Origin of the sequence: Methylobacterium sp. C1 (genome assembly GCF_001854385.1) — a bacterium.
Classification (GTDB): Bacteria; Pseudomonadota; Alphaproteobacteria; order Rhizobiales; family Beijerinckiaceae; genus Methylobacterium; species Methylobacterium radiotolerans.
The window spans coordinates 2052758-2075546 of the sequence record NZ_CP017640.1 but is presented as its reverse complement, the minus strand read 5'-3'; the positions used below and the strand labels follow the sequence as shown (position 1 = coordinate 2075546).

The 22789-nt window shown below is 74.5% G+C and carries 18 protein-coding genes; 8 read left to right on the top strand and 10 right to left on the bottom strand.

Annotated elements, in window-relative coordinates; translation table 11 throughout:
* Positions 1-159: 159 nt before the first annotated feature.
* Positions 160-1506 carry a 30S ribosomal protein S12 methylthiotransferase RimO gene (rimO, locus tag BKE41_RS09545; RefSeq protein ID WP_012318622.1) on the bottom strand — a complete coding sequence of 449 codons (1347 nt, stop codon included), beginning with the start codon at positions 1504-1506 and terminating at the stop codon, positions 160-162.
* 357 nt (positions 1507-1863) lie between these two features.
* Between rimO and pabB the strand changes: the two genes are divergently transcribed.
* The 5 genes from pabB to BKE41_RS09520 all read left to right on the top strand — a co-directional run bounded on the left by pabB (position 1864) and on the right by BKE41_RS09520 (position 6148).
* Positions 1864-3237, top strand: a complete 1374-nt coding sequence (gene pabB / locus BKE41_RS09540; RefSeq protein WP_070999241.1) for an aminodeoxychorismate synthase component I — start codon at positions 1864-1866, stop codon at positions 3235-3237.
* Positions 3234-3848 carry an aminodeoxychorismate/anthranilate synthase component II gene (locus BKE41_RS09535; RefSeq protein WP_012318620.1) on the top strand — a complete coding sequence of 205 codons (615 nt, stop codon included), beginning with the start codon at positions 3234-3236 and terminating at the stop codon, positions 3846-3848. Before pabB ends, BKE41_RS09535 begins: the two co-directional genes overlap by 4 nt.
* Positions 3835-4686, top strand: coding sequence for an aminotransferase class IV (locus BKE41_RS09530; RefSeq protein WP_024830434.1), 852 nt, complete (start codon positions 3835-3837; stop codon positions 4684-4686). The genes BKE41_RS09535 and BKE41_RS09530 overlap by 14 nt, the downstream gene beginning before the upstream one ends.
* A complete protein-coding gene (locus tag BKE41_RS09525) occupies positions 4683-5189 on the top strand; it encodes a DoxX family protein (protein ID WP_043073547.1) in 507 nt (168 codons plus the stop codon). Before BKE41_RS09530 ends, BKE41_RS09525 begins: the two co-directional genes overlap by 4 nt.
* Before the next feature lie 413 nt (positions 5190-5602).
* Positions 5603-6148, top strand: a complete 546-nt coding sequence (locus tag BKE41_RS09520; RefSeq protein ID WP_024830436.1) for a ferritin-like domain-containing protein — start codon at positions 5603-5605, stop codon at positions 6146-6148.
* A gap of 66 nt (positions 6149-6214) precedes the next feature.
* On the opposite strand, the gene BKE41_RS09515 is transcribed toward BKE41_RS09520, so the two are convergent.
* The 6 genes from BKE41_RS09515 to BKE41_RS09490 all read right to left on the bottom strand — a co-directional run bounded on the left by BKE41_RS09515 (position 6215) and on the right by BKE41_RS09490 (position 11975).
* Positions 6215-6544: a hypothetical protein gene (locus BKE41_RS09515; RefSeq protein WP_012318615.1), complete on the bottom strand. Its 330-nt coding sequence runs from the start codon at positions 6542-6544 to the stop codon at positions 6215-6217.
* A 101-nt stretch (positions 6545-6645) separates the two neighbouring features.
* On the bottom strand, positions 6646-8136 hold the full coding sequence (locus tag BKE41_RS09510) for a sensor domain-containing diguanylate cyclase (protein ID WP_159392742.1): 1491 nt from the start codon (positions 8134-8136) through the stop codon (positions 6646-6648).
* 236 nt (positions 8137-8372) lie between these two features.
* Complete coding sequence (gene mazG, locus BKE41_RS09505; protein ID WP_083374335.1) at positions 8373-9290, bottom strand: nucleoside triphosphate pyrophosphohydrolase; 918 nt, start codon at positions 9288-9290, stop codon at positions 8373-8375.
* Positions 9291-9349: 59 nt separating this feature from the next.
* On the bottom strand, positions 9350-9586 hold the full coding sequence (locus BKE41_RS09500) for a hypothetical protein (protein ID WP_012318612.1): 237 nt from the start codon (positions 9584-9586) through the stop codon (positions 9350-9352).
* Between the two features lie 129 nt (positions 9587-9715).
* Complete coding sequence (locus BKE41_RS09495) at positions 9716-9961, bottom strand: hypothetical protein (RefSeq protein ID WP_029361039.1); 246 nt, start codon at positions 9959-9961, stop codon at positions 9716-9718.
* A 100-nt stretch (positions 9962-10061) separates the two neighbouring features.
* Positions 10062-11975 carry a glycosyltransferase family 2 protein gene (locus BKE41_RS09490; protein ID WP_070999237.1) on the bottom strand — a complete coding sequence of 638 codons (1914 nt, stop codon included), beginning with the start codon at positions 11973-11975 and terminating at the stop codon, positions 10062-10064.
* Between the two features lie 45 nt (positions 11976-12020).
* On the opposite strand from BKE41_RS09490, the gene BKE41_RS09485 reads away from it, so the two are divergent.
* The 3 genes from BKE41_RS09485 to BKE41_RS09475 all read left to right on the top strand — a co-directional run bounded on the left by BKE41_RS09485 (position 12021) and on the right by BKE41_RS09475 (position 15941).
* Positions 12021-12998, top strand: coding sequence for a transporter substrate-binding domain-containing protein (locus BKE41_RS09485; protein ID WP_199825837.1), 978 nt, complete (start codon positions 12021-12023; stop codon positions 12996-12998).
* Positions 12999-13615: 617 nt separating this feature from the next.
* Positions 13616-15322: a lysine--tRNA ligase gene (locus BKE41_RS09480; RefSeq protein ID WP_070999235.1), complete on the top strand. Its 1707-nt coding sequence runs from the start codon at positions 13616-13618 to the stop codon at positions 15320-15322.
* Positions 15323-15329: 7 nt separating this feature from the next.
* Entirely contained in the window at positions 15330-15941 is a 612-nt protein-coding gene (locus BKE41_RS09475) for a pyridoxamine 5'-phosphate oxidase family protein (RefSeq protein WP_043073540.1), read from the top strand.
* A gap of 118 nt (positions 15942-16059) precedes the next feature.
* Here BKE41_RS09475 and BKE41_RS09470 read toward each other — a convergent pair whose 3' ends face one another.
* Genes BKE41_RS09470 through BKE41_RS09460 form a run of 3 tightly spaced genes read right to left on the bottom strand, consistent with a single transcriptional unit; the run spans position 16060 to position 22782 of the window.
* Positions 16060-16959 (bottom strand): transglutaminase family protein, encoded by a 900-nt coding sequence (locus BKE41_RS09470; protein WP_070999233.1) that lies wholly within the window; start codon positions 16957-16959, stop codon positions 16060-16062.
* On the bottom strand, positions 16956-19493 hold the full coding sequence (locus BKE41_RS09465; RefSeq protein ID WP_029359667.1) for a circularly permuted type 2 ATP-grasp protein: 2538 nt from the start codon (positions 19491-19493) through the stop codon (positions 16956-16958). Before BKE41_RS09465 ends, BKE41_RS09470 begins: the two co-directional genes overlap by 4 nt.
* A gap of 13 nt (positions 19494-19506) precedes the next feature.
* Entirely contained in the window at positions 19507-22782 is a 3276-nt protein-coding gene (locus BKE41_RS09460; protein WP_071000666.1) for a transglutaminase family protein, read from the bottom strand.
* Between the last annotated feature and the right edge of the window lie 7 nt (positions 22783-22789).

Below are 22789 nucleotides of genomic sequence, written 5' to 3'. Positions count from 1 at the left end.
TATCCCACCCACGCCCCCATCCCGAGGTGCGAGCGGAGCGAGCCTCGAAGGAGGGCTCCGGGGATCGCGCGGCCGGCTGGAGCCCTCCTCCGAGGCCTCCGCAGCGCTCGGCGCCTCAGGATGAGGGCACGGTTCGGATCGTCGCCACGGCGCGCCGCCTCAGGCGACGCTGCCGTAGAGGTCGTAGGCCTCGGCCCGGTCGATCTTCACGGTGACGATGTCGCCGACCCGCACCGGGCGCCGGAAGGCGGCGTGGACGGTGCCGTCGATCTCCGGCGCGTCGGCCTTGGACCGGCCCCGCGCGACCCCGCCCTCGACGGAATCGACGATGACCGGCAGCCGCTTGCCGACCTTGGCCCGCTGCAGCCGCAGCGCGATCCCGTTCTGCGTCTCCATGAACCGGCGCTTGCGCTCGGCCTTCACCGCCGGCGGCACGGGGTCGCCCAGCGCGTTGGCGGTGGCGCCCGCCACCGGCTCGTACTCGAAGCAGCCGACCCGATCGAGCTTGGCCTCCTGCAGCCAGGCCAGCAGTTCCTCGAACTCGGCCTCGGTCTCGCCGGGGAAGCCGACGATGAAGGTCGAGCGGATCGCGAGATCCGGGCAGGTCTGCCGCCAGCTGCGGATCCGGTCGAGCTGGCGCTCCTGATTGCCGGGGCGGCGCATGCGCTTGAGCACCGACGGGCTCGCGTGCTGGAGCGGCATGTCGAGGTAGGGGAGCACCTTGCCCTCGGCCATCAGGGGGATGACCTCGTCCACGTGCGGGTAGGGGTAGACGTAGTGCAGCCGCACCCAGGCCCCGAGCTCGCCGAGCTCCCGGGTCAGGTCGTAGAACTTCGCGCGGACCTGCCGGTCGCGCCACGGGCTCTCACTGTAGCGGATATCGACGCCGTAGGCGCTGGTGTCCTGGCTGACGACCAGCAGCTCCTTCACGCCGGCCTTCACCAGTTTCTCCGCTTCCCGCAGCACGTCGGCGGCCGGGCGGCTGACGAGGTTCCCGCGCAGGGACGGGATGATGCAGAAGCTGCAGCGATTGCTGCACCCCTCCGAGATCTTCAGGTAGGCGTAGTGGCGCGGGGTGAGCTTGATCCCCTGCGGCGGCACGAGGTCGAGGAACGGGTCGTGGGCCGGCGGCACCGCCTCGTGGACGGCCGCCACCACCGACTCGTAGGCCTGGGGCCCGGTCACCGCCAGGAGGTCTGGGTACTTCTCGCGGATCTCCTCCGGCTGCGCGCCCATGCAGCCGGTGACGATCACCCGGCCGTTCTCCGCCATGGCCTCGCCGATCGCCGAGAGCGACTCCGCCTTGGCCGAGTCGAGGAAGCCGCAGGTGTTGACGATCACCACGTCGGCGCCGTCGTGCCGGCGGGCCAGCTCGTAGCCCTCGGCGCGAAGGTGGGTGAGGATCCGCTCGGAATCGACCAGCGCCTTGGGGCAGCCCAGCGAGACGAACGAGATTTTCGGGGCGGCGCCGGGAGCGGGGCCGCGGGGGGCGGGCGTGGCGGTCATGGCATTCGGGTCGGACAGTCCGGCGGGGCGATCGGCCGCCCGGCGCGCGGGACCAGGAATTCGGGGTCGCGCTCCTATACAGGCTCCGGCGCCTCCGCGCGAGGCCGGCCGCCGCAGGGGTGACCAGCCCCGCGCGCGAGCCTGGGCCCGGACGCGGATCCTGTCATGACAGCAAAGCTTTGCGGCGGGCTTCTCAGACCCCACATCAGGACGGGACAGCGCGGCCCTGCGCCCCGGACACGGCCCGCCCGCGCGAGGCGGCGGGGCCTGCGTGGAACTGCCGCTTCCCCCGCGGCATCGCCTGTGCGACGGCAGCGGACGACGCACAGCCCGAGGATAACGGCCCTGAACCCGGTCATGTGGACCCGAGAGATCCCCTTCATCGATCCCGTCGCGGCGGCGGCCCGGCTGCGCGCCCTGCCCGGGCTCGCCTTCCTCGACAGCGCCATGCGGCACGACCCGCTGGGGCAGCACTCGATCGTGGCCGCCGACCCGTTCGCGCGGTTCCGCTACCGCGACGGGCGCGCGACCCTCGACGGGCGACCGGTGGCGGGCGGCCCGATGGCGGCGCTCCGGGCCTGCCTCGAACCCTACCGGCTCGAGCCCGGGCCGGAACCGTTCCCCGGCGGGGCGATCGGGTACCTGGCCTACGACCTCGGCGCGGCGCTGGAGCGGGTGGCGGCGCCGGCCCGGCGGGCGGGGCTCACCGACGACATCGCGCTGAACCTCTACGACACGGCCCTGGTCGTCGACCACGCCGCCGGCACGGCCCGGCTGGTCGCCACGGGTTTCCCGGAGACCGCGCCGGACGCGCGGCGGGCCCGCGCGGAGGCGCGGCTCGCCGGCTTCGCCGACCTGCTCGGCGGCGCGGAGCCGCCGGTCCCGGCCGCAGCCCGACCGGCCCAACCGCTCGCGTGGCGCTCGAACTTCGACCGCCAAAGCTATGAAGAGGCTGTCGAAAAAGTCCGCGCATACATCCGCGCCGGCGACATCTACCAGGCCAATATCGCCCAGCGCTTCGTCGCCGACCTGCCGGCCGGCTTCGACCCGTTCGCCCTCTACCGGCGGCTGCGCGAGACCAATCCGGCGACCTTCGGGGCCTACCTGGAACAGGAGGGCCTGACCGTGGCCTCGTCCTCGCCGGAGCGGTTCATCCGCCTCGACGGCCGGCACGTGGAGACGCGCCCGATCAAGGGCACCGCCCGCCGCCTCGACGACCCGGTGGCCGACCGGGCGGCGGCCGAGGCGCTGCAGGCCAGCGTCAAGGAGCGGGCCGAGAACGTCATGATCGTCGACCTGCTGCGCAACGACCTGTCGCGGGTCTGCACGCCGGGCAGCGTCGCCGTGCCGACCCTGTGCGGGCTGGAGACCTACGCCAACGTCCACCATCTGGTGTCAGTGGTGACCGGAGACCTCCGCGACGGGCTCGACGCCCTCGACCTCCTGGAAGGGACCTTCCCGGGCGGCTCGATCACGGGCGCCCCGAAGATCCGCGCCATGGACATCATCACCGAGATCGAGGGCGACGCGCGGGAACTCTACTGCGGCGCCATCGGCCGGATCGGCTTCGACGGGGCGCTCGACACGTCGATCGCGATCCGCACCGTGTTCATGGACGCGCACCAGGCGGTCCTGCAGGCCGGGGGCGGGGTGACCCTGCTGTCGGAGCCGGGCCCGGAATACGACGAGACCCTGGCCAAGGCCGCCCGCGTCTTCGAGGCCTTCGCATGATCCTCGTCCTCGACAATTACGACTCGTTCGTCTTCAACGTCGTCCGCTACCTGGAGGAGCTCGGCGAGACGGTCCGGGTCGTGCGCAACGACGCGCTGGACGTCCCCGGCATCCGGGCGCTCGAACCGGAGGCCCTGGTGGTCTCGCCCGGGCCCTGCACCCCCGCGGAGGCCGGGATCTCCCTGCCGGCGATCCGGGAGCTGTCGGGCGCGGTGCCGATCCTCGGCGTCTGCCTCGGCCACCAGGCGATCGGCGCGGCCTTCGGCGGCACGGTCGCGCGGGCGCAGCGGCCCCTGCACGGGCAGATGACGCCGATCGACCACGCGGGCCAGCGCCTGTTCGCCGGGCTGCCGGCGCCGATGCCGGTGGGACGCTACCACTCGCTGGTGGTCACCCCCGGCCCCGACATGGCGCGGCACCTCTCGGTCGACGCCGTCTCGCAGGAGGGGGAGGTGATGGCGCTGTCGCACCGGACCCACCCGACCTACGGCATCCAGTTCCACCCGGAATCGGTCCTGACCGAGGGTGGCCACGCCCTGTTCGCCAATTTCCTGGGACTGGCCCGCGCGTGGCGGCAGAGACCGGAGGGGCGCCGCGATGCTGTGGCGTGACGGGGCGCTTCTCCCCGGGACGACCGCGCCGCTGGACCACACCGACCGCGGCCTGACGCTCGGCGACGGCCTGTTCGACACCGCGCTGGCGCTCGGCGGCCGCGTGGCCTTCGAGGACGCCCACATCGCCCGGCTCGTGGCCTCCGCCGACACGCTCGGGATCCCGGCCGACGCCGAGCGCATCCGTGGGGCCATGCGGGCGCTGGCCGGGCAGGGGGAGCGGCTCGCGATCCGCACCACCCTCACCCGCGGCTCCGGCCCGCGGGGACTGAAGCCGCCGGACGCCCCGAACCCGACGCTCTTCGCCACCGCGGCCGTGAGCACCAGGGCCGCGTCCTTCGCGCCCCTGCGCCTCTGGCCGACCGCCATCGCCCGCAACGACACCTCCCCCGCCAGCCGCCTGAAGACGCTGGGCTATGGCGACGCGGTGCTGGCCGCCCGGGAGGCCGCCGCCGCGGGCTGCGACGAGGCGCTGTTCCGCAACACGCGGGGGCGCGTCGCCTGCGCGGGCACCGGCAACCTGTTCGCCCTGCTCGGCACCACCCTGGTCACGCCGCCGCTCGGAGACGGCGTGCTCGCCGGCATCGTGCGGGCGGAGGTGCTGGGCCTCGCCGCCGGATGCGGGCTGCGGGCCGAGGAACGGTCGCTCGGCCTGCCCGATCTCCTCGGCGCAGAGGCCGTGTTCCTGACCAATTCCCTGCGGCTCCTGGCCCCCGTGACGGCCATCGGCGACACCGCCCTGGCCAGTGACGGCCACCCGGCGGTGGGCCGCCTCAAGGCGGCCTTGCGCGCCCGCGTCGCCCAATCCTGCGGCGTCACGGAGGACGCTGTCGCGTGACCGAGCAGGCGATCGAGACCGGGCGGCGCCGGCTGCGCTACGGGCTCGCGGCGATCTACCTGTTCATCGGCGCGGTCCACCTCGTGGCGACCGACGCGATGCTGCCGCTGATGCCCGACTGGGTGCCGCAGCCGCGACTCGTCATCCTGGCGACCGGCCTGTGCGAGATCGCCGGGGCGATCGGCCTCCTGACGGGCCGGTTCCGCCGGGCGGCCGCGATCGGCCTCGCCCTCTACGCGGTCTGCGTCTACCCGGCGAACCTCAAGCACGCCTTCGACCACGTCCACGTCGACGGCATCCCGGATTCCTGGTGGTATCACGGGCCGCGCCTCGCCTTTCAGCCGGTCTTCGTCTGGGCGGCGCTCTGGGCCGGCGGCCTGATCGACTGGCCGTTCGGCGGGGGCCGCGGATCCGGACAGGGCGCGGCCGGGACCTCCCGCGATCCGGCGCGGCCGCTGGCGGCTCCGGGACCGGACGCGCCGGCAACCATCCGGGAACCTTGATCACAGGATCCCGGGATCCCGGGATCATGGGAGGCTTTGATCTCAGGATCCTGGCCGCTCGACCGGCCGGCAGCCGCCGCGCGGGCCGGAAGACCGGTCCGCCCGGCACCGACACGGGCGGACGACATGCCGAAGCGCCGCGACCCGGGCCGATCGACCCCGCCCCCGCCGGAGACCGTTCCGGACCGCGACGCCGTAGAGCGCGCCCTGGAAACGGTCCTCGACCGCCTGCGCCCGAAGCCGGGGGGCGCGCCGCGGGCCGGGCGGAAGCCGCGCCCGGACGGGGCGGGCCGCTGAGCCCCGAAAGGTTCCTCCACAGGGCGAAGATATCGTCCGGATACGGCCGGCCGGACCGGCGTTGCCCGGAGGACGCCGCCGAACACGGCGCGCGGCCCCCAGCGGAGACAGACCGAATGGCCAAGCAGAAGACGCTGCAGGACGCTTTCTACGAGACCCTGAAGGACGTCTACTACGCCGAGAAGCAGTCGGTGAAGGCGCTCAAGAAATCCGCCAAGGCGGCGGAGCACGACGAGCTGCGCCAGGCCTTCGAGACCCACGCCGAGGAGAGCGCCCAGCAGGTGGAGCGCCTGACGCAGGTCTTCGAGATCATCGGCAAGCCGGCCCGGGCCAAGACCTGCGAGGCGATGCAGGGCATCGTCTCGGAGATGGAGGAGGATCTCGACGATTTCGCCGACAGCCCGGCCGCCGACGCGGTGCTGGCCGCCTGCGCCCAGGCGGTGGAGCACTACGAGATCGCCCGCTACGGCACCCTGAAGACCTGGGCGGCCCAGCTCGGCTACGCGGACGCCGCCGAGCTCCTGGACGAGACCCTGCAGGAGGAGAAGCGGACCGACGCGCTGCTCTCGAAGATCGCCGCGTCGATCAACGCCGCGGGCGAGCCCGGCGGGGCGGAGCCGGATGCCGAGCCGTCGAAGGGCAGGGGGAAGAAGGCCGCCTGACCGCGCCCCGGCCGCGCGGGCGGGCCGGCGCCCCCGGGCGCCGGTTCGCCGCTGCCCGGGCCGGCGTCAGTTCGCCTTCTCGATGGCGCTCAGCGGCGTCCAGTAGCAGCGATCCTGCGTGTCCTTCAGGGCGAGGCAGCCGTAGCTCATCGTCCGGGACTCGAGCCGGACCTCCTCGCCGGGCTTGAACGAGCGGCACTCGCCGCTGGCGAGGCTGCCCTGCAGCAGCTGGCCGAACCCGGACTCGTCGCCCGCCATGACCAGCTTGAACAGGCGGTCCGTGACCTCCTGGCTGTGGCAGCCGAACCGCTCTTGGAGGACCGTCTCGGCCGCGGCGGGCCGGGGCAGGGCGGCGGTGACGGCGAGGGCGGCGAGGACGGGCAGGGCGAAGCGCATGCGCGGAACATATCCGCGCGCCGCGACGTGTCGAGCCCTCGGCGCGCGGGGGAAGCGCGGAGGATCGCCGCGGCGATGTCCGGCCCCGGCCTCCGCCACCGTCAGCACGGCGGCGCCTGGCTGAAGACGGACGTGCCCGGCACGGGCGGCCGCCCGGCCCACGCGCCGTCGCGATAGCGCCGCTTCGCCGCGTACATCTGGGAATCCGCGCGGGACACGGCGGCCTTCAGGCCCCCGTCGCCGCGCCAGGTGGCCGAGCCGAGGGCGGCGCTGATGACGGCCGCGCCGGGCCGGTTCTCGCCGTCGATCCCGTCGAGGATCCGCCGGGCCAACGCGGCGGCGTCCGCGGCGTCGAGGCCCGGCAGCAGGATCACGAACTCGTCGCCGCCGATCCGGGCCGGGCGGGCCGCGACGGGGCTGTGGCGCTCCAGGATGGCCCCGAACCGGCGGATCACGTCGTCGCCGGCATCGTGGCCCCGGTCGTCGTTGGTCGCCTTGAGGTCGTTCAGGTCCGCGACGATCACGGAGGTCGGCACGGTCCGGCCCGCCTCCAGCCGGTCGAGCGCGGCCGCGTAGCCCAGGCGGTTGAGCAGGCCGGTCAGCGGATCGGTCAGGCTCAGGACCGCGAGGCGCGCCTCGGAGCGCTTGTTGTCGCCGATATCCGTGAGGGCGATCTGGACGAGGCGCCGCCCGCCGCCGGCCTCCGGGACCGGCGAGCGCTGCATCTTGAGGTGCAGGTCGCGCCCGTCGCGGCTGCGCGCCGCGATGTCCCGGCTGCGCGGCGCCGCGCCGTCCCAGAGCTCGGCCAGCTCCTCCCGGAAGAGCTGCAGCGGCGCCTCGTCGAGGCCGCTGCCGAGGCCGCCGCCGAGACCGCCATCCAGGTGACGCGCGAGGGCGTCGCAGGTGTCGACGCCGAACAGCGCCAGGGCGGGGCGGTTCGCGTCGACGATCCGGCGGGAGGCCTCGGCCTCGGCGAGCCAGCCCGGATGGGCCGCCAGGTGGCCGGCGAGATCCGTGATCCCGTCGGCCCGCAGCGCCGCCAGCCGGGCGGCGACCCCCGTCTCGTCGCGGATCAGGGTCGGGACCGGCGCGTGCTGGAACAGGGTTCCGGTGCGCCGGTCCGCGTCGCGCTCCCGCCGCAGCGCCTCGCGCCGCGTGATGTCCTCGACCGAGATCAGGTAGCGGGTCCAGCCGGCCTCGTGCCCCGGCAGCATCTGCCCCGCGTAGCTGACGTCGATGACGCGCCCCGAGACGGTGCGGTTCCGCGTGACGAGGCGGACCTGGGTCGCCCCGGCCCAGAGCTGGCACAGCACCTCGATCAGCGCCTCCGCGCGCGGATCGTCGAAGATCGCCGGGATGTGGGCGAACAGCTCGGCCTCGTCCCGCGCGTCGTAGGTCGCGAGCGTGCTGCGGTTGACCCGCACGATCCGGATCAGGCTCTGGCAGGTCCGCAGGTGCCCGGGATCGCGCAGCCAGGCGCGGAGGTCGACCATGCCGGCCTCCCGCCACGCGTCGAGACGGGCCTTCAGCGCGCCGAGGTCCTGCAACCAGAGGGAAACGGGCGCGAGCTCGAACAGCTGCGCCTCGAGCATCTCGGTCTGTCCCGGGGTCTGCGGCATGGAACGGCGAAGCTTGGGCGGTCGTCTCGACGGATAGGGTCGCGCCGTCCTAGCCCCTTTACCTTGACGAATGGTGCTCGTCCCGACGCTCGACCGGACGCGTGCGGCGGCCGGCCTGCCGGCCTCGAGCCCTCGCCACGGCGCGCGATCCCGACCCGCGGGCGTCCGGAGCGCCCCCGCGCGGTCGGGACGGGGCGGGCCTCGATCCGCTACGGCCCGCCCGCCGCCTCGTCGCGCTTGGCGGCCTGCCACGCCGCCTCCATGGCGGCGAGGTCGGAGCGGCCGAGGGCGCCTCCGGCGGCCGCGAGATGCCGCGCCATGGCGGCGAAGCGGCGCTCGAACTTGGCGGTGCCGTCGCGCAGGGCGGTCTCCGGGTCGATCCCGGCGTGCCGCGCGAGGTTCGCCACCGAGAACAGCAGGTCGCCGATCTCCTCCGACACGGCCTCCGGGTCGCCCGCCGCCAGGGCCTCGGCGACCTCGTCGGTCTCCTCGCGGACCTTGGCGACGACCTGGGCGGCGTCGTCCCAGTCGAAGCCGTGGGCGGCCGCCCGCCGGGAGATCTTCTCCGCCCGGGCGAGGGCCGGCAGCGCCCGCGCGACGCCGCCGAGCGGGTCCGGCACCGGATCCGGCTCCGGGCTATCGGCCCCCCGCTCCGCCTGCCGGGCCGCCCGTTCCTGCGCCTTGATCGCCGCCCACTGCGCCTCGACCGCCGCGGGGTCGCGCCGGGGCGAGCCGGCGGGCAGGGGCGCGCCGTCCGGGGTGAAGACGTGGGGGTGGCGCCGGACCAGCTTGTCGCCGATGGCGCGGGCCACGTCGTCGAACGCGAAGGCGCCCTGCTCCTCGGCCATGCGGGCGTGGAACACCACTTGGAGGAGCAGGTCGCCGAGCTCGTCGCGCAGGTCGCGGAGATCGCCCCGCGCCACCGCGTCGGCGACCTCGTAGGCCTCCTCGATCGTGTAGGGCACGATGGTGGCGAAGCTCTGCGCCACGTCCCAGGGGCAGCCGGCGACGGGATCGCGCAGGCTCGCCATCAGCCGCAGGAGCCGGCCCAGGGGCGCCTCCGCGGCGGGATCGTCGTCCCGCACCCCGTTCGCCCCGGACCGGCCCGCGTCGCGTGTCTCGCTCATGGCGACGGCGTTAGAGCATGGCGCGGCGCAGGGAAATCCGTCCCGGGGGCCGCCGGGGCTCAGACCCGGCGGGGGTCGCGCTCGCGCACCTGCTCGGCCTGCAGACCGTTCAGGTAGCCGGTCAGGCGGCCGCTGACCGCCGGATCGGCGCACTGCACCCAGAGGGGCGCCGGGAGGGCGCGGACGGGCAGGCGCAGCAGGAAGGCCTCGGCCGAGAGGGCCGCCTCCCGCTCGGAGGCGGCCGCCAGCAGGCGCGCGCCCGCCCGCGTGCCGATCAGGATCGCGATCGTGCTCATGGCAGCTCTCCCGGCAGCTCTCTCGGCACCTCTCCGGGCCGCGCCCGTGCGGGACAACGGCGCGCGGGTCGCGGGCGTTGCACGGCGCGCCAATCTGCGCGGCCGCCGGCATGGCTGCCAGCGCGGCCCTCAGCTCGTCGGCCGGACGCAGAGCGGCTCCCGGGCCAGCGCCAGGGTGAACGACCACAGGATCCGGCCGACGGAATCCGTCAGCACCGCCCCGGTCAGGAGCATGTTGGCGGCGGTGCGGCACAGGTCGCGGGCGCTGCGGATCGCCGTCTCCGCGTCGTCCGCCTCCAGGCAGTCGCTGGCGAAGGCGAGGCCGCAGCGGCCGTCCGCGTGCTCGAGGGTGCGTCGGAGGTGATAGGCCGGCATCGCTTGGACCACCGCGAGGCGAATCACCGGCCGCCCGCGGCGCGGGCGGGAGCCGGCGCGCGAGGCTAGCGGCGCCGCGCGCCGGCGCGACTGATCCAGATCAAGCCGACGCGCATTCGCCGCCGCCCCGCCCCGGCCCGGTGTCGCAGGCTGTCGCAGGGTACGCCCGGCGCCGCCGGCCGCTGCGGGAGGTCCGCGCGAGGCCGTGCCGGGTCTTGTTCCAGCGCAGCGGCGCGCGGACCAGCTCGATCAGCGCCAGCCACGCGGCCAGGCTGACCAGCAGGAAGTAGACCGGCATCCACGGGACCGACCGGGCGAGATCCCCCCAGCCGCGGCGGGCGCAGCCGACGAGGGCGGGCAGGACCAGGGCGGCGAGCCCCGTCCCGAACAGCGTGATGGCGAGCCCCGTGGAGAGGTTGTCCAGGAAGACGGGGGCGGCCGGGATCTCCAGGACCAGGAAGGACCACGCCGCCGCGGCGAGGCAGACCGGGTAGGCGAGCGCCGAGACCACCGTCCCGGGAACCAGGGCGGCGGCGCAGAGCGTCTCCAGGCCGCCGAGCCTGCGGGCGTTGGCGAGGGGGCGCCGCCCGTGGGTGAGGCTCGTCTGGACCAGGCCCTTCAGCCAGCGGGTGCGCTGGCCGAGCCAGGGCCCGAGGCGGGCCGGCGCCTCCTCGAAGGTCGGGCTGGGCAGGTCGCCGACCGTGTAGCCCGCCAGCGCGAGGCGCAGGCCGAGATCCGCGTCCTCGGTGACGTTGTGGGCGTCCCAGCCGTGCAGCGCCCGCACCACGTGGGTGCGCAGGTGCATCGAGGTGCCGCCCAGCGGGACCGGCAGGCCGCAGCGGGCGAAGGCCGGGTTCAGCACGTCGAACAGCCCGGCATATTCCAGGGCGAAGGCGCGGGCGAGGCGCGAATCGCCGGCATTGTCGATCACGAGCCGCCCCTGGAGGCAGGCGGTGCGCGCGGGCAGGCGCGCGAACAGGGCGGCCGCCAGCCGCAGCTGCCCGGGATCGGGCACGTCCTCGGCGTCGTAGACCGTGAGCAGGGCGCCGCGGGCCAGCGGCAGGGCGGCGTTGAGCGCCCGCGGCTTGGTGCGCGGGCCGCCCGGCGGCACCGTGATCACCTCGAACCGGGCCGGGAGGGTGTCGCGGGGGAGGGCCGCGGCGGTCTCCGCGTCGTCCGCCTCGAGCAGCAGCTTGATGTCGAGCTTGGCGGCCGGATAGTCGAGGGCGGAGAGCGCCCTGAGCAGGTCCGGCACCACCGCCGCCTCGCGGTGGAGGGGGACGAGGACCGTGTAGACCGGCAGGTCGGCCTCGGCGAGGGGCGCGACCGCCTCCGCGGCCACCGGGGCCGCGATCGCGAGGGCCGCGATCCGCAGGGTCGCCATGGCCAGGAACAGGACCTGCCCGGCCGTCATCGCCGCGCGCGCCAGCGGGGCCGGCAGCGCCGCGCACAGGCAGAGCGCGGCGGCGACGGCGAGGGCGAGGACCAGCAGCCAGCGGAGGGCCGGCTCGGGGGCGGCCGCCCGCTCGGGGCTGTGCCGCCGCAGATCGTGCGCCGCGTGATCGGCCACCTGCCCGGGCACGGACGCGAACACGGCCTCGCGCAGGCGGGTGGGGCTGGTGATCGCCGGGACGGCGGCGCGGCCGGGTACGCGGCCGGCCGCGTCGAGGAGGTCCGCGATCGCCCGCCCGCGGGGCGCCAGCACCCAGGGCGCCACCGCGCCCGGCGCCAGCGGCGCGAGGCCGGCCACGAGGCTGTCGGGGAAGCGCAGGCCCAGGCCGAACGGGATCGGGCCGTCGAGGAAGGGGGCGCCGAGCGCCCGGGCCAGGGCCGCGTAGTAGGCCGATTCGGCGATCAGGCCGGCATTCATCAGCGCGGTCGCCGCGTCGGTCCCGGCCGCGGCCGCCGCGGCGGCCGCCCGGACCAGCAGCCGCCCGTCGACGCCCTCGGCCAGCAGGAAGGCGATCTCCGGCGGCAGGGCCTCCGGCCCCGCGGGCGGGCGCTGGAACGACACGCCGCGCGCTCCCCCGGTGGCCCCAGGACGTGGTAGAGGAGGGGGGTGAGCCAGTCCCCGCCCCCGCGCTCCGAGAGGAGCACCACCCCGTCCCGGTCGTCAAGAGACGGTAGGACAGCCATCCCATCCCGGATCGCGGCGGCCGCGGCCGCGGCGCGCCGCGCGGGGCCGGCCGGCGCCGCGGCGCCCCCGGCCGCGCCCGCCCCTGCAGCTGCCCCTGCCACCGCCGGGGCCGCGGGCGGCACCGCGACCCCCGCCGTCGCGGTCCCGGATTTCTGGAACCCGCGCAGCCGGGGCGAGCGGATCGAGGCGCCGCAGACCGGGCGGGCGGTCCGCTTCCTCACGGACGACGAGTTCCCGCCGCTGCACTTCGCCGGCCCCGACGGCAACCCGACGGGCTTCGTGGTCGAGCTCGCCCGGGCCGTCTGCGAGAAGCTGACGATCACCTGCACGGTGCAGGCGCGCCGCTTCGACACCCTGCTCGACGCCCTCGACGGCAAGCAGGGCGACGTGGTCGCGGCCGCCATCCCGCTGACCGCGTCCCTGCGGTCGAAATTCCTGGCGACGCGGCCGTATTTCCGCTGGCCGGCGCGCTTCGCGGCCCGGACCGACAAGGGCCTGCCGGTCCCCTCGGCGGCGGCGCTCGCCGGCCGCAGCGTCGGGGTCATCGCCGGCAGCGCCCACGCGGCCTACCTGAAGGCGTTCTTCCCGAAGGCCGTGCCCAAGGACTTCACAGACCTCACGGCGGCCGAGAGCGCGCTCAAGCGCGGCGAGATCGACTACCTGTTCGCCGACGGCCTGAACCTCGCCCTCTATGTCGGCGGCCAGGACGCGGAGAATTGCTGCGCGCTGACCGGCGGCGACTACCTGGAGAACCGCTATTTCGGGGAGGGGATCGGCCTGATCACCCGCCAGGAGGACGCGGCCCTGTCCCGGGCGCTGGACGACGCGCTCCAGCGGGTCTGGGACGACGGCAAGTACACCGAGCTGTATCTGCGGTTCTTCCCGGTGAGCCCCTTCTGAGGGCTTTTATCGCGCGCGGGGATCCTGCCCGCCGGGCTTCGGCTGCCGGACGGCACCATGACGGACCTGCTCGGGAAGGCCGCGGGCGGCGCGCGGCCTGTCCCCGGACCTTCAGGAGAGATCGCCCGCCTCATGCTGGCCTCGGTGGGCGATGAGGGCTCGATTTACCGTTCCCCCCCGGAGGCGGCGGCGGATCAGGACGAAGCCGACGCCGAGGGGGCTCGCGGCGAGTCTGCACCGATGCGGCGGTGGATGCCGTCCGGGCGCGGTATGGGCTCCGAGAGCCTGTCTGACTCACGACCTCCCATCCTCGCCCTCATCCCGAGGCGCCGCGCGGCGGCCTCGGAGGAGAGCTCCGGCCAGCGCAGCGGAGGGCTCCTCGGGATGAGGGCGAGGATGGGCGATCCGGAATTCGGGCCTCGGCCCGGCCCGATCAGGAAGCCGAGCGGATTAGGCGTGCGCCTGCCGAGCCGGGACCAGGTGCGCGGTCACAGGCCTCACGCGCGGGCCGGCGATGGAACCCCGCAATGCACCGCCGGGCGTTCCGCTCCGCTGCGAACCGCTCTAGGGTGCGCGCGCCCTACCCGCGTTCAGCCCCGAAGATCACCCCCGACGACATGCCCGCCGCTCCGCCTGCCCTGACCCTCGACGCCGACATCATCGAGGCCGCCGCCAACGCCGCCGCCTGGCCCTTCGAGGAGGCGCGCAAGCTCGTGGCGCGGCTGGAGAAATCCGGCAAGGCCGAGATCCTGTTCGAGACCGGCTACGGCCCCTCGGGCCTGCCGCATATCGGCACGTTCGGCGAGGTTGCCCGCACCTCCATGGTGCGCCACGCCTTCCGGGTGCTCACCCGCGACGCGGTGCCGACCCGGCTGATCGCCTTCTCGGACGACATGGACGGGCTGCGCAAGGTTCCCGACAACGTCCCGAACCGGGAGATGCTGGCCGCGCACCTCAACCAGCCGCTCACCCGCGTGCCGGACCCGTTCGGGACCCATGACAGCTTCGGGGCGCACAACAACGCCGAGCTGCGCCGCTTCCTCGACGCGTTCGGGTTCGCCTACGAGTTCCGCTCGGCGACCGAGTGCTACCGCTCGGGCGTGTTCGACGCGACGCTGCTGCGCGTGCTGGAGCGCTACGACGCCGTGATGGAGATCATGCTGCCGTCGCTGCGGGCCGAGCGCTCGGCGAGCTACTCGCCGTTCCTGCCGCTCCACCCGGTCACCGGCCACGTGATGCAGGTGCCGATCGACGAGGTGAAGGCGGAGAGCGGCACGATCGTGTGGCGCGATCCCGCCACGGGCGAGCGCTACGAGACCCCGGTGACCGGCGGCCACGCCAAGCTGCAGTGGAAGCCCGACTGGGCGATGCGCTGGGTGGCGCTCGGCGTCGATTACGAGATGGCCGGCAAGGACCTGATCGACTCGGTCAAGCTCTCCGCCAAGATCGCCCGGGCGCTCGGCGGCGAGCCGCCGGAGGGCTTCAATTACGAGCTGTTCCTGGACGAGAAGGGCCAGAAGATCTCGAAGTCGAAGGGCAACGGCCTGACGATCGACGCGTGGCTCACCTACGGCACGCCGGAATCGCTGGCCCTGTTCATGTACAACAAGCCGCGCGAGGCCAAGCGCCTGTTCTTCGACGTGATCCCCCGGCACGTCGACGAGTATATCGGCTTCCTCGACCGCTACGCCGGCCAGGACGCGAAGCTGCGCCTCGGCAACCCGGTCTGGCACCTCCACGCCGGCAACCCGCCGGAGCCCGAGCGGGTCGAGGGCGCGAGCCTGACCTTCGCGATGCTGCTCAACCTCGCGGCGGTGGCCAACACCGAGGATCCGGCGGTGCTGTGGGGCTTCATCCGCCGCTACGCGCCGCGGACCGGTCCGGAGACCCATCCGGGCCTCGACCGGCTGGTGAAGCACGCGCTGAAGTACTTCTCGGACTTCGTGCGGCCGGCCAAGACCTACCGGGCGCCGACGCCCGAGGAGCGGGTGGCCCTGGAGGACCTCGCGGAGACCCTCACGGAACATGCCGGCTCCACCGATCCGGAGGCGCTGCAGGCGGCGGTCTACGAGGTCGGCCGGCGCCACTTCCCCGACACGTCCGGCAAGGCCAAGAGCCCGGACGGGCGGCCCGGCGTGTCGCAGGCGTGGTTCACGAGCCTCTACAACGTGCTGTTCGGCGAGGCGCGCGGACCCCGGTTCGGCTCCTTCGTGGCCCTCTACGGCGTCGACGAGACCCGCGGCCTGATCGCCGCGGCCCTGTCGGGGGCGCTGGTCGCCGAGCACGCAGCCTTCGCGGCCGGCAAGGCGGCCCCGGTCGCGTGAGGGCGCGATGATCGTCGACGATCTCGCCGCCCTGGAGGCGATCTACAGCGCGCCCCTGGCGCCCGCCTCCACGGTGAAGGTGGCGGCCGCGATCACGCCGGACTACGCGGCGCTGATCGCGGCCTCGCCCTTCGCGGTGCTGGCGACCGCCGGCCCCGAGGGGCTCGATTGCAGCCCGCGCGGGGACCAGCCGGGCTTCGTGCGGGTCGCCGACCCGCGCACGCTGATCCTGCCGGACCGGCGCGGCAACAACCGGATCGACTCGCTGCGCAACATCGTGCGCGATCCCCGGGTCGCGCTGCTGTTCCTGATCCCCGGTTCGGGCACGACGCTGCGGGTGAACGGGCGGGCGGTGATCTCGGCCGACCCGGATCTCCTCGCGTCCTTCAGCGTGGACGGCCACGCGCCGCGCACCGCGGTCGTGATCACTGTGGAGGAGATCTACTTCCAGTGCGCGCGGGCGATCATCCGGGCGAAGCTGTGGGATCCGGACACCCGCGTCGACCCGGAGAGCCTGCCGACGCCGGGGGCGATCCTGGCGGCGCTCACCGCGGGCGCGGTCGGCGGTGCGCGCTACGACGCGGACTGGCCGGAGCGGGCGGCCAAGACGATGTGGTGAGGGCGGCATCCGCGACACGCCGCGATCGTTACCGGTGCGCCTCCGCGAAGCCATCCCGCAGCGCCACGTCCGCCGATGTCGCGCCGCCCCGCTCCGCTCGCGAGGACGGAGCGCCCCCTCACCCCACCAGCGCGAGATCCTGCGTCTCGGTGTCGGGGATGACGTCGACCTCGACCTTGAGGCGCTGCTTGCCCGAGCCGCTGACGATGCCGTCGACCGGCGCCACGTCGCCGTAGTCGCGGCCGCGGGCCACCACGATGTGGTCGTCCCGCACCGCGACGCCGTTGGTCGGGTCGAGGCCGAGCCAGCCCGCGCCGCACCAGACCGCCACCCAGGCGTGGCTCGCATCCGCCCCGCGCAGGCGCGGCCGGCCCGGCGGCGGCACGGTGCGCAGGTAGCCGCTGACGTAGGCCGCCGGCAGGCCCATCCCGCGCAGGGCGGCGATCATCACGTGGGCGAAGTCCTGGCAGACCCCGGCCCGGAGCGCGAAGGATTCGGCGAGCGGCGTGGAGACGGTGGTCGCCTTGGAATCGAAGCGGAAGTCCCGGCCGATCCGCAGCATCAGGTCGTGGGCCGCCCCGTAGGCGCTGCGCCCGGCGGCGAAGCTCGGCCGGGCGTAGTCGGTGACCGCGGGCAGCAGCGGCACCCGGGTGCTCGGGAACAGGAAGTGCACCGGCGCCCGGCCGCCGAGGTCGCGCCCGGCCAGAACGGCGTCGCGGACCCGCTCCCAGGGCATCCCGGATTCCGGCGGCGGCGGGGCCGGGCGCTCGACCCGCACGGTGGAGAGCGCCTCGACGCTGAAGGCGGTGTGCGGCGTCTCCAGGGTGATCGCCACCGCGTCGATCCCGAGATAGTCGCGCCGCATCACCGCGCGGGCGGGGCTCGGGTCGATCGTGACGGCGCTCGCCAGCACGCTCTGGCCCTCGCAATCCTGCGGCTTGAGCCGCAGGGTGCAGCGGGCGAAGTGCACTGGCCGGCCGTAGCGGTAGGCGGTGCGGTGGCGCAGCGTGTAGATCACGCGAGCCCCGTCAGCTTCTCGGGGCGCAGCGCGTTCGGCCCGGTGGGGAAGTAGCGGGCCGCGATGCCGTCGGCGAGGCGCTCCAGGTCGGTCGCGAGGGCGGTGAGGCGCACGGCGTCGAAATCCGCGGCCTCGCCGCTGCGCAGCTCCGCCAGGATCCGGGTGGCGAGGCGGCACTGCGGTTCGGGGATCCCGTCCGCGGCGAGCGCCGGCAGGTCGGCGAGGTGCCGGGTGATCGCCTCGGCCTGGAAGGCGATCGAGCGCGGGTTGTAGGGGTCGAGCAGCACCATGTCGCGGACCGGGTCGAGGGCCGCCCCCTGCAGGTAGCGCCGCCCGTAGCTGATCTGCGAGTCGCACAGGGACAGCATCACCCCGAGGCAGCCGGGAGTCGCCTCGTCGTTGGCGAAGGCCAGCGCGAAGGCGCCGGTGTTGATCGCCCGCTCGATCCGCCGGCCGAGCTCGATGAAGTGCCAGCCCTCGGCCCGGCTCATGTTCTCGTGGGTGAGGCCGGCGAGCGCCGCGAGCTGGCTCAGCGCCCGCTCGGCGCGGCCCGCGAGCTGCGACTCGGTGAAGGCCCGCTCGGGGTCGAGGGACAGGAACTCGTTCAGGTCGGCCAGGACCCGCCACGCCTCGCCGGAGAGGCGGGCGCGGAGCGCGGCGGCGTTGCGGCGGGCCGCGAGGATGTGGGACCGGGCCGAGCCCGACCGGTCGCGCCCGGAGAGCGCCTCCTGGGCGAGGCGGGCGGTGGGCAGGTCGGCGGCACTGACGGCGCCCCACTCGTGCAGCAGGGCCCGGAGCGCCAGGGCCGCCGGCGTGTCGAGGGCGCCCGAGATGTCGGTCCCGACCGCGTCGCCGACGCTGCGCAGGTGGGCGAGCACCAGCCGGATCACCGCCTCGCCGCGCTCCAGGTAGCGGCCGAGCCAGAACAGGCCGTCGGCGGCCCGGGCGGGGAGGTGGCCGCCGACCCGCCGCACCCGCGGGGCCGCCTGCGCGCCGATCAGGGGCGCGGCGACCGGCTCCTCGGACAGGACCCAGACGTCGGCGGAGCGGATGCCGAGCCGCAGCTCGATCGGGTCGACGTCCTCGCGCTCCGAGACCCGGCAGAAGCCGCCGGGCATGACCTGCCAGCCGAGCGGCGTGCGCGCGGCGAAGACGCGGACCACGAAGGGGCGGGGCGTCAGGAACAGGCCGTCCGGGCCGCGCTCCCAGCCCGGCATGGTCGAGAGCGGCGCCGCCTCCTGGGCGACGTAGTCGAAGGGCCGGTCGCGCAGGGCCGCCACGACCCGCTCCCGCTCCGCCGCCAGGACCGGGCCGGCCAGGATCGCGTCGCGCCCCGCCCCGCGCTGGGGCGTGGCGGCCGGGCGCAGGGTCAGGCTGTCGAGGTTGGCCCGCGCGTGCGCCAGGCCCTCGAGGTCGCCGCACCACCACGTGCGCGGGTGGCCGAGCCGCAGGGGCTCGCCCAGCACCCGGCGGGCGATGCCGTCGAGATAGGGCGCGAGCGCGGCCGACTCGACGAGCCCCGCGCCCGGCATGTTGGCCATCACCAGGGAGCCGTTGCGCAGGGCGTCCAGGATGCCGGGCACGCCGAGCCGCGAGGCCGGGTTCAGCTCCAGCGGGTCGAGGAAGTCGGCGTCGATCCGCCGCCACAGGGCGTCGGCGCGCTTCAGGCCCGAGACGGTGCGCACGTGCAGGCGCCCGTCCCGCATGACGAGGTCGTCGCCCTCCACCAGCATCAGGCCGAGATAGCGGGCCAGCGCCGCCTGCTCGACGTAGGTGCTGCTGTACGGGCCGGAGGTCAGCAGGCAGATCCGCGGGTCCGAGCGCTCGGCACCGAGCGCCAGGCCGTCGCGGAACGCCTGGAAGAAGGCCGGCAGGCGCTCGACGTGGAGGTCCTGGAAGAAGTCCGGGAAGGTCCGGGCGAGGACCATGCGGTTCTCCAGCGCCCAGCCGAGGCCCGAGGGCGCCTGCGTCCGGTCGGCGAGCACCTGCCAGCGCCCGTCCGGTCCCCGGCCGAGATCGGCGGCGTAGAGCTTGAGGTAGTGGCCGCCGGGGGGCGCGACCCCGTGGAGCGGGTGCAGGAACTCGGGCGTCCCGGCGACGATCGCGGCGGGCAGGAGCCCCTCGGCCACGAGCCGCCCCTCCCCGTAGGCGTCCGCGAGGATCGCCTCCATCAGCTCCGCGCGCTGGACGATCCCGGCGCTGAGCGCCGCCCATTCCGGTCCCTCGATCACGAGGGGCAGGCAGCCCAGCGGCCAGGGGTGCTCGCGCTGGTCGCCGGCGATGCGGAACGAGATGCCCGCGTCCCGGATGTGCCGCTCCGCCGCGACGAAGCGGGCCATGATCTCCGGCTCGGTGAGCCCGCCGAGGCGGTCGAGCAGGCGCGGCCACGCCCCGCGGGGCGAACCGTCGGGGCCCAGGAACTCGTCCGGCCGGCCGGGGGCGGGGCGGTAGCCCGCGCACCAGCGGGCGACGCGCTCCCGCGCGCCCTCCGGCCGCTCGGCCCGGCCGCGGCTGCCCGCGAGCGCCGCCTCCATCACGGATCCCCGGTCATTGCGGGGCCGGCGTCCGCAGGTCGAGGGTCAGCGGGAACTCGGCGCTCGATTCCGGGCGGGGCATCTCCACCCGGCCCGGCGTGTGGCCGTTCGGCTGGAACCGGGCGAGGCGCCGGCCCTCCGCCTCGTAGGCGTTGACCGGATGGGTCTCGTAGTTGCGCCCGCCCGGATGGGCGACGTGGTAGCGGCAGCCGCCGAGGGAGCGCCCGCTCCAGGCGTCGAGGATGTCGAAGGTCAGCGGCGAGTGGGCCGGGATGGTCGGGTGCAGGGAGGAGGCCGGCTGCCACGCCTTGAAGCGCAGCCCCGCCACGGCCTCGCCGCCGCGGCCGGTGCCGGTCATGGGCAGGCGGCGGCCGTTGCAGGCGATGACGTGCCGCTCGGGCACGAAGCCCTCGACCCTGACCTGCAGCCGCTCGACCGAACTGTCGACGAAGCGCACGGTGCCCCCGCTGGTCCCTTCCTCGCCCATCACGTGCCAGGGCTCGAGCGCCTGGCGCAATTCCATCCGGACCCCGCCCTGCTCGATCGTGCCGAAGACCGGGAACCGGAACAGGGCCTGCGCCTCGAAGGCGACCGGATCGAAATCGTACCCCGCCGCCCGGAGATCCTCCAGCACCGAGAGGAAGTCGGACCAGAGGAAATGCGGCAGCATGAACCGATCGTGGAGGTTCGTGCCCCAGCGGACACAGCCGCCGGTCTGCGGCTCGCGCCACAGCCAGGCCACGAGGGCGCGGAGCAGGAGCTGCTGCGCGAGGCTCATCCGCGCGTCCGGCGGCATCTCGAAGGCGCGGAACTCCAGCAGGCCGAGGCGCCCGGTCGGGCCGTCCGGCGAGTAGAGCTTGTCGATGCAGATCTCGGCCCGGTGGGTGTTGCCGGTGACGTCGACGAGGATGTTGCGGAAGATCCGGTCGACCAGCCAGCGCGGGATGTTGGGCGCGTCCGGGGCCGGCACCTGGGCCAGCGCGATCTCCAGCTCGTAGAGCCCGTCGTGGCGGGCCTCGTCCATGCGCGGCGCCTGGCTCGTGGGCCCGATATAGAGGCCCGAGAACAGGTACGAGAGCGCAGGGTGGCGCTGCCAGTAGAGCACGAGGCTCTTGAGCAGGTCGGGCCGGCGCAGGAACGGGGAATCGTCCGGCGTGACGCCGCCCATGACCACGTGGTTGCCGCCGCCGGTGCCGGTGTGGCGCCCGTCGGTCATGAACTTCTCCGCGCCGAGCCGGGTCTGCCTCGCCTCAGCGTACAAGTCGGTGGTGATGGCGACCGCCTCCCGCCACGAGGCGGCCGGGTGGACGTTCACCTCGATCACGCCCGGATCGGGCGTCACCTTGATCACGCCGATCCGCGGGTCGTAGGGCGGCTCGTAGCCCTCGAGGTGGATCGGCAGGTTCAGCTCGGCGGCGGCCGCCTCGAGGTGGCCGGCGAGTTCGAGATACTCGTCGGCGCGCTGCACCGGCGGCATGAACACCCGCACCACCCCGTCGCGGGGCTCGATCGACAGGGCCGTGCGCACCGCCACGCCGGTGACGCCGGCACCGTTGGCGACCGCGCCGGGATGCCCGTCGGGGAGGGCGGTGCGGGGCTCCAGCGGGTCCTGCGGCTGATAGTAGGGATAGTGCTCCGGCGGCACGTAGGGCAGGGACGACAGCGGCAGGCGGAAGCCCACCGGGGAATCGCCCGGCACCAGGAAGGCGGCCCCGCGGCGGAACTCCCACTTCTCGGAGATCCAGACCCTGTCGGCGTCGCCGTCACGGCCGGTCGGCAGGCTGGCGAGCGGCAGGACGTAGCCCGCGGCCTCCCCGAGGCCGCGGGCGTAGACCCGCCTGATCCGGGCGTCGAACTCCGCCGAGCCGGACCGGGCCGCCCCGGGCGTGACGTTGACCGGCAGCGCCGCGGTCTTCTTCTCCCAGAGCTCCCCGTCCTCGAAGGCCGGGAAGACGTAGTCGGCGAGGCCGAGGCGGCGGGCCAGCGCGCCGGCGAGCGCCTCGGCCTGCGCGATGGTGGCTTGTCCCGCCTCCCCGGCGACCACCTCCGGCGCGATCAGGTCCGGGTCGCGCCAGATCGGCTTGCCGTCCTTGCGCCAGTAGAGCGCGAAGGCCCAGCGGGGCAGGCTCTCGCCGGGATACCACTTCCCCTGGCCGTAATGGAGCAGCCCCCCCGGGCCGAACCGGTCGCGCAGGCGCCGGATCAGCCGGTCGGCGAGCCCCCGCTTGGTCGGGCCGACGGCCGCGATGTTCCACTCGGGCGACTCGAAATCGTCCACCGACACGAAGGTCGGCTCGCCGCCCATGGTCAGCCGCACGTCCTGCGCGACGAGGTCGGCGTCGACCCGCTCGCCCAGCGCGTCCATGGCGGCCCAGACGGCTTCCGGGAACGGCTTGGTGATCCGCGGCGTCTCGGCGACGCGGGTGATGGTCATCTTGAAGTCGAACGTGGTCTCGGCCGGCTCGACGGCGCCGGAGATCGGCGCGGCCGCGTGGTAGTGCGGCGTCGCGGCGAGCGGGATGTGGCCCTCGCCGGTGAGCAGACCCGATGTGGCGTCCATCCCGACCCAGCCGGCGCCCGGCAGGTAGACTTCGGCCCAGGCGTGCAGGTCGGTGAAATCCGCCGCGGCGCCGGTCGGCCCGTCGACCGCGGTCGTGTCGGGCACGAGCTGGATCAGGTAGCCGGAGACGAACCGGGCGGCGAGCCCGATCCGGCGCAGCACCTGCACGAGCAGCCACGCCGAGTCGCGGCAGGAGCCGCTCTTCAGCCGCAGGGTCTCGGCCGGGGTCTGGACGCCCGGCTCCATCCGGACGCCGTAGGCGGTCTCCCGGGCGATCAGGCCGTTCAGCGCCACCAGGAACTGGACGGTGCTGGGCTCCTCCGGGAGACGGGCGAGCAGCGCCTCCATCTCCGGACCCTCCGCGTCGACGGGGGTGAGGTAGGGGGCCAGCTCCTCGGCGAGACCGCGATCGTACGCGAACGGCCGGACCTGCGCGTAATCCTCCACGAAGAAGTCGAACGGGTTGATCACCGCCATGTCGGCGGTGAGGTCGACCTCGATCTTCAGTTCGTCGGTCTTCTCCGGGAAGACGAGGCGGGCGAGCCAGTTGCCGCTGGGATCCTGCTGCCAGTTCAGGAAGTGGTTGGCCGGCGTCACCGTGAGCGCGTAGGCCGGGACCTTGGTGCGGGCGTGCGGGGCCGGACGCAGGCGGATCACCTGGGGGCCCAGGCTGATCGGCCGGTCGTAGCGGTAATGCGTGACGTGGTGCAGGGCGGCTTTGATCGACACGATGGCT

Bases quoted from the DNA above. Each gene is read 5' to 3' on its own strand.
- mazG (WP_083374335.1), bottom strand. From the start codon at position 9,290: ATGAGCGAGACACGCGACGCGGGCCGGTCCGGGGCGAACGGGGTGCGG.
- rimO (WP_012318622.1), bottom strand. From the start codon at position 1,506: ATGACCGCCACGCCCGCCCCCCGCGGCCCCGCTCCCGGCGCCGCCCCG.
- BKE41_RS09495 (WP_029361039.1), bottom strand. From the start codon at position 9,961: ATGCCGGCCTATCACCTCCGACGCACCCTCGAGCACGCGGACGGCCGC.
- BKE41_RS09530 (WP_024830434.1), top strand. From the start codon at position 3,835: ATGCTGTGGCGTGACGGGGCGCTTCTCCCCGGGACGACCGCGCCGCTG.
- BKE41_RS09475 (WP_043073540.1), top strand. From the start codon at position 15,330: ATGATCGTCGACGATCTCGCCGCCCTGGAGGCGATCTACAGCGCGCCC.
- BKE41_RS09520 (WP_024830436.1), top strand. From the start codon at position 5,603: ATGGCCAAGCAGAAGACGCTGCAGGACGCTTTCTACGAGACCCTGAAG.
- pabB (WP_070999241.1), top strand. From the start codon at position 1,864: ATGTGGACCCGAGAGATCCCCTTCATCGATCCCGTCGCGGCGGCGGCC.
- BKE41_RS09510 (WP_159392742.1), bottom strand. From the start codon at position 8,136: ATGCTCGAGGCGCAGCTGTTCGAGCTCGCGCCCGTTTCCCTCTGGTTG.
- BKE41_RS09500 (WP_012318612.1), bottom strand. From the start codon at position 9,586: ATGAGCACGATCGCGATCCTGATCGGCACGCGGGCGGGCGCGCGCCTG.
- BKE41_RS09515 (WP_012318615.1), bottom strand. From the start codon at position 6,544: ATGCGCTTCGCCCTGCCCGTCCTCGCCGCCCTCGCCGTCACCGCCGCC.
- BKE41_RS09480 (WP_070999235.1), top strand. From the start codon at position 13,616: ATGCCCGCCGCTCCGCCTGCCCTGACCCTCGACGCCGACATCATCGAG.
- BKE41_RS09465 (WP_029359667.1), bottom strand. From the start codon at position 19,493: ATGGAGGCGGCGCTCGCGGGCAGCCGCGGCCGGGCCGAGCGGCCGGAG.
- BKE41_RS09535 (WP_012318620.1), top strand. From the start codon at position 3,234: ATGATCCTCGTCCTCGACAATTACGACTCGTTCGTCTTCAACGTCGTC.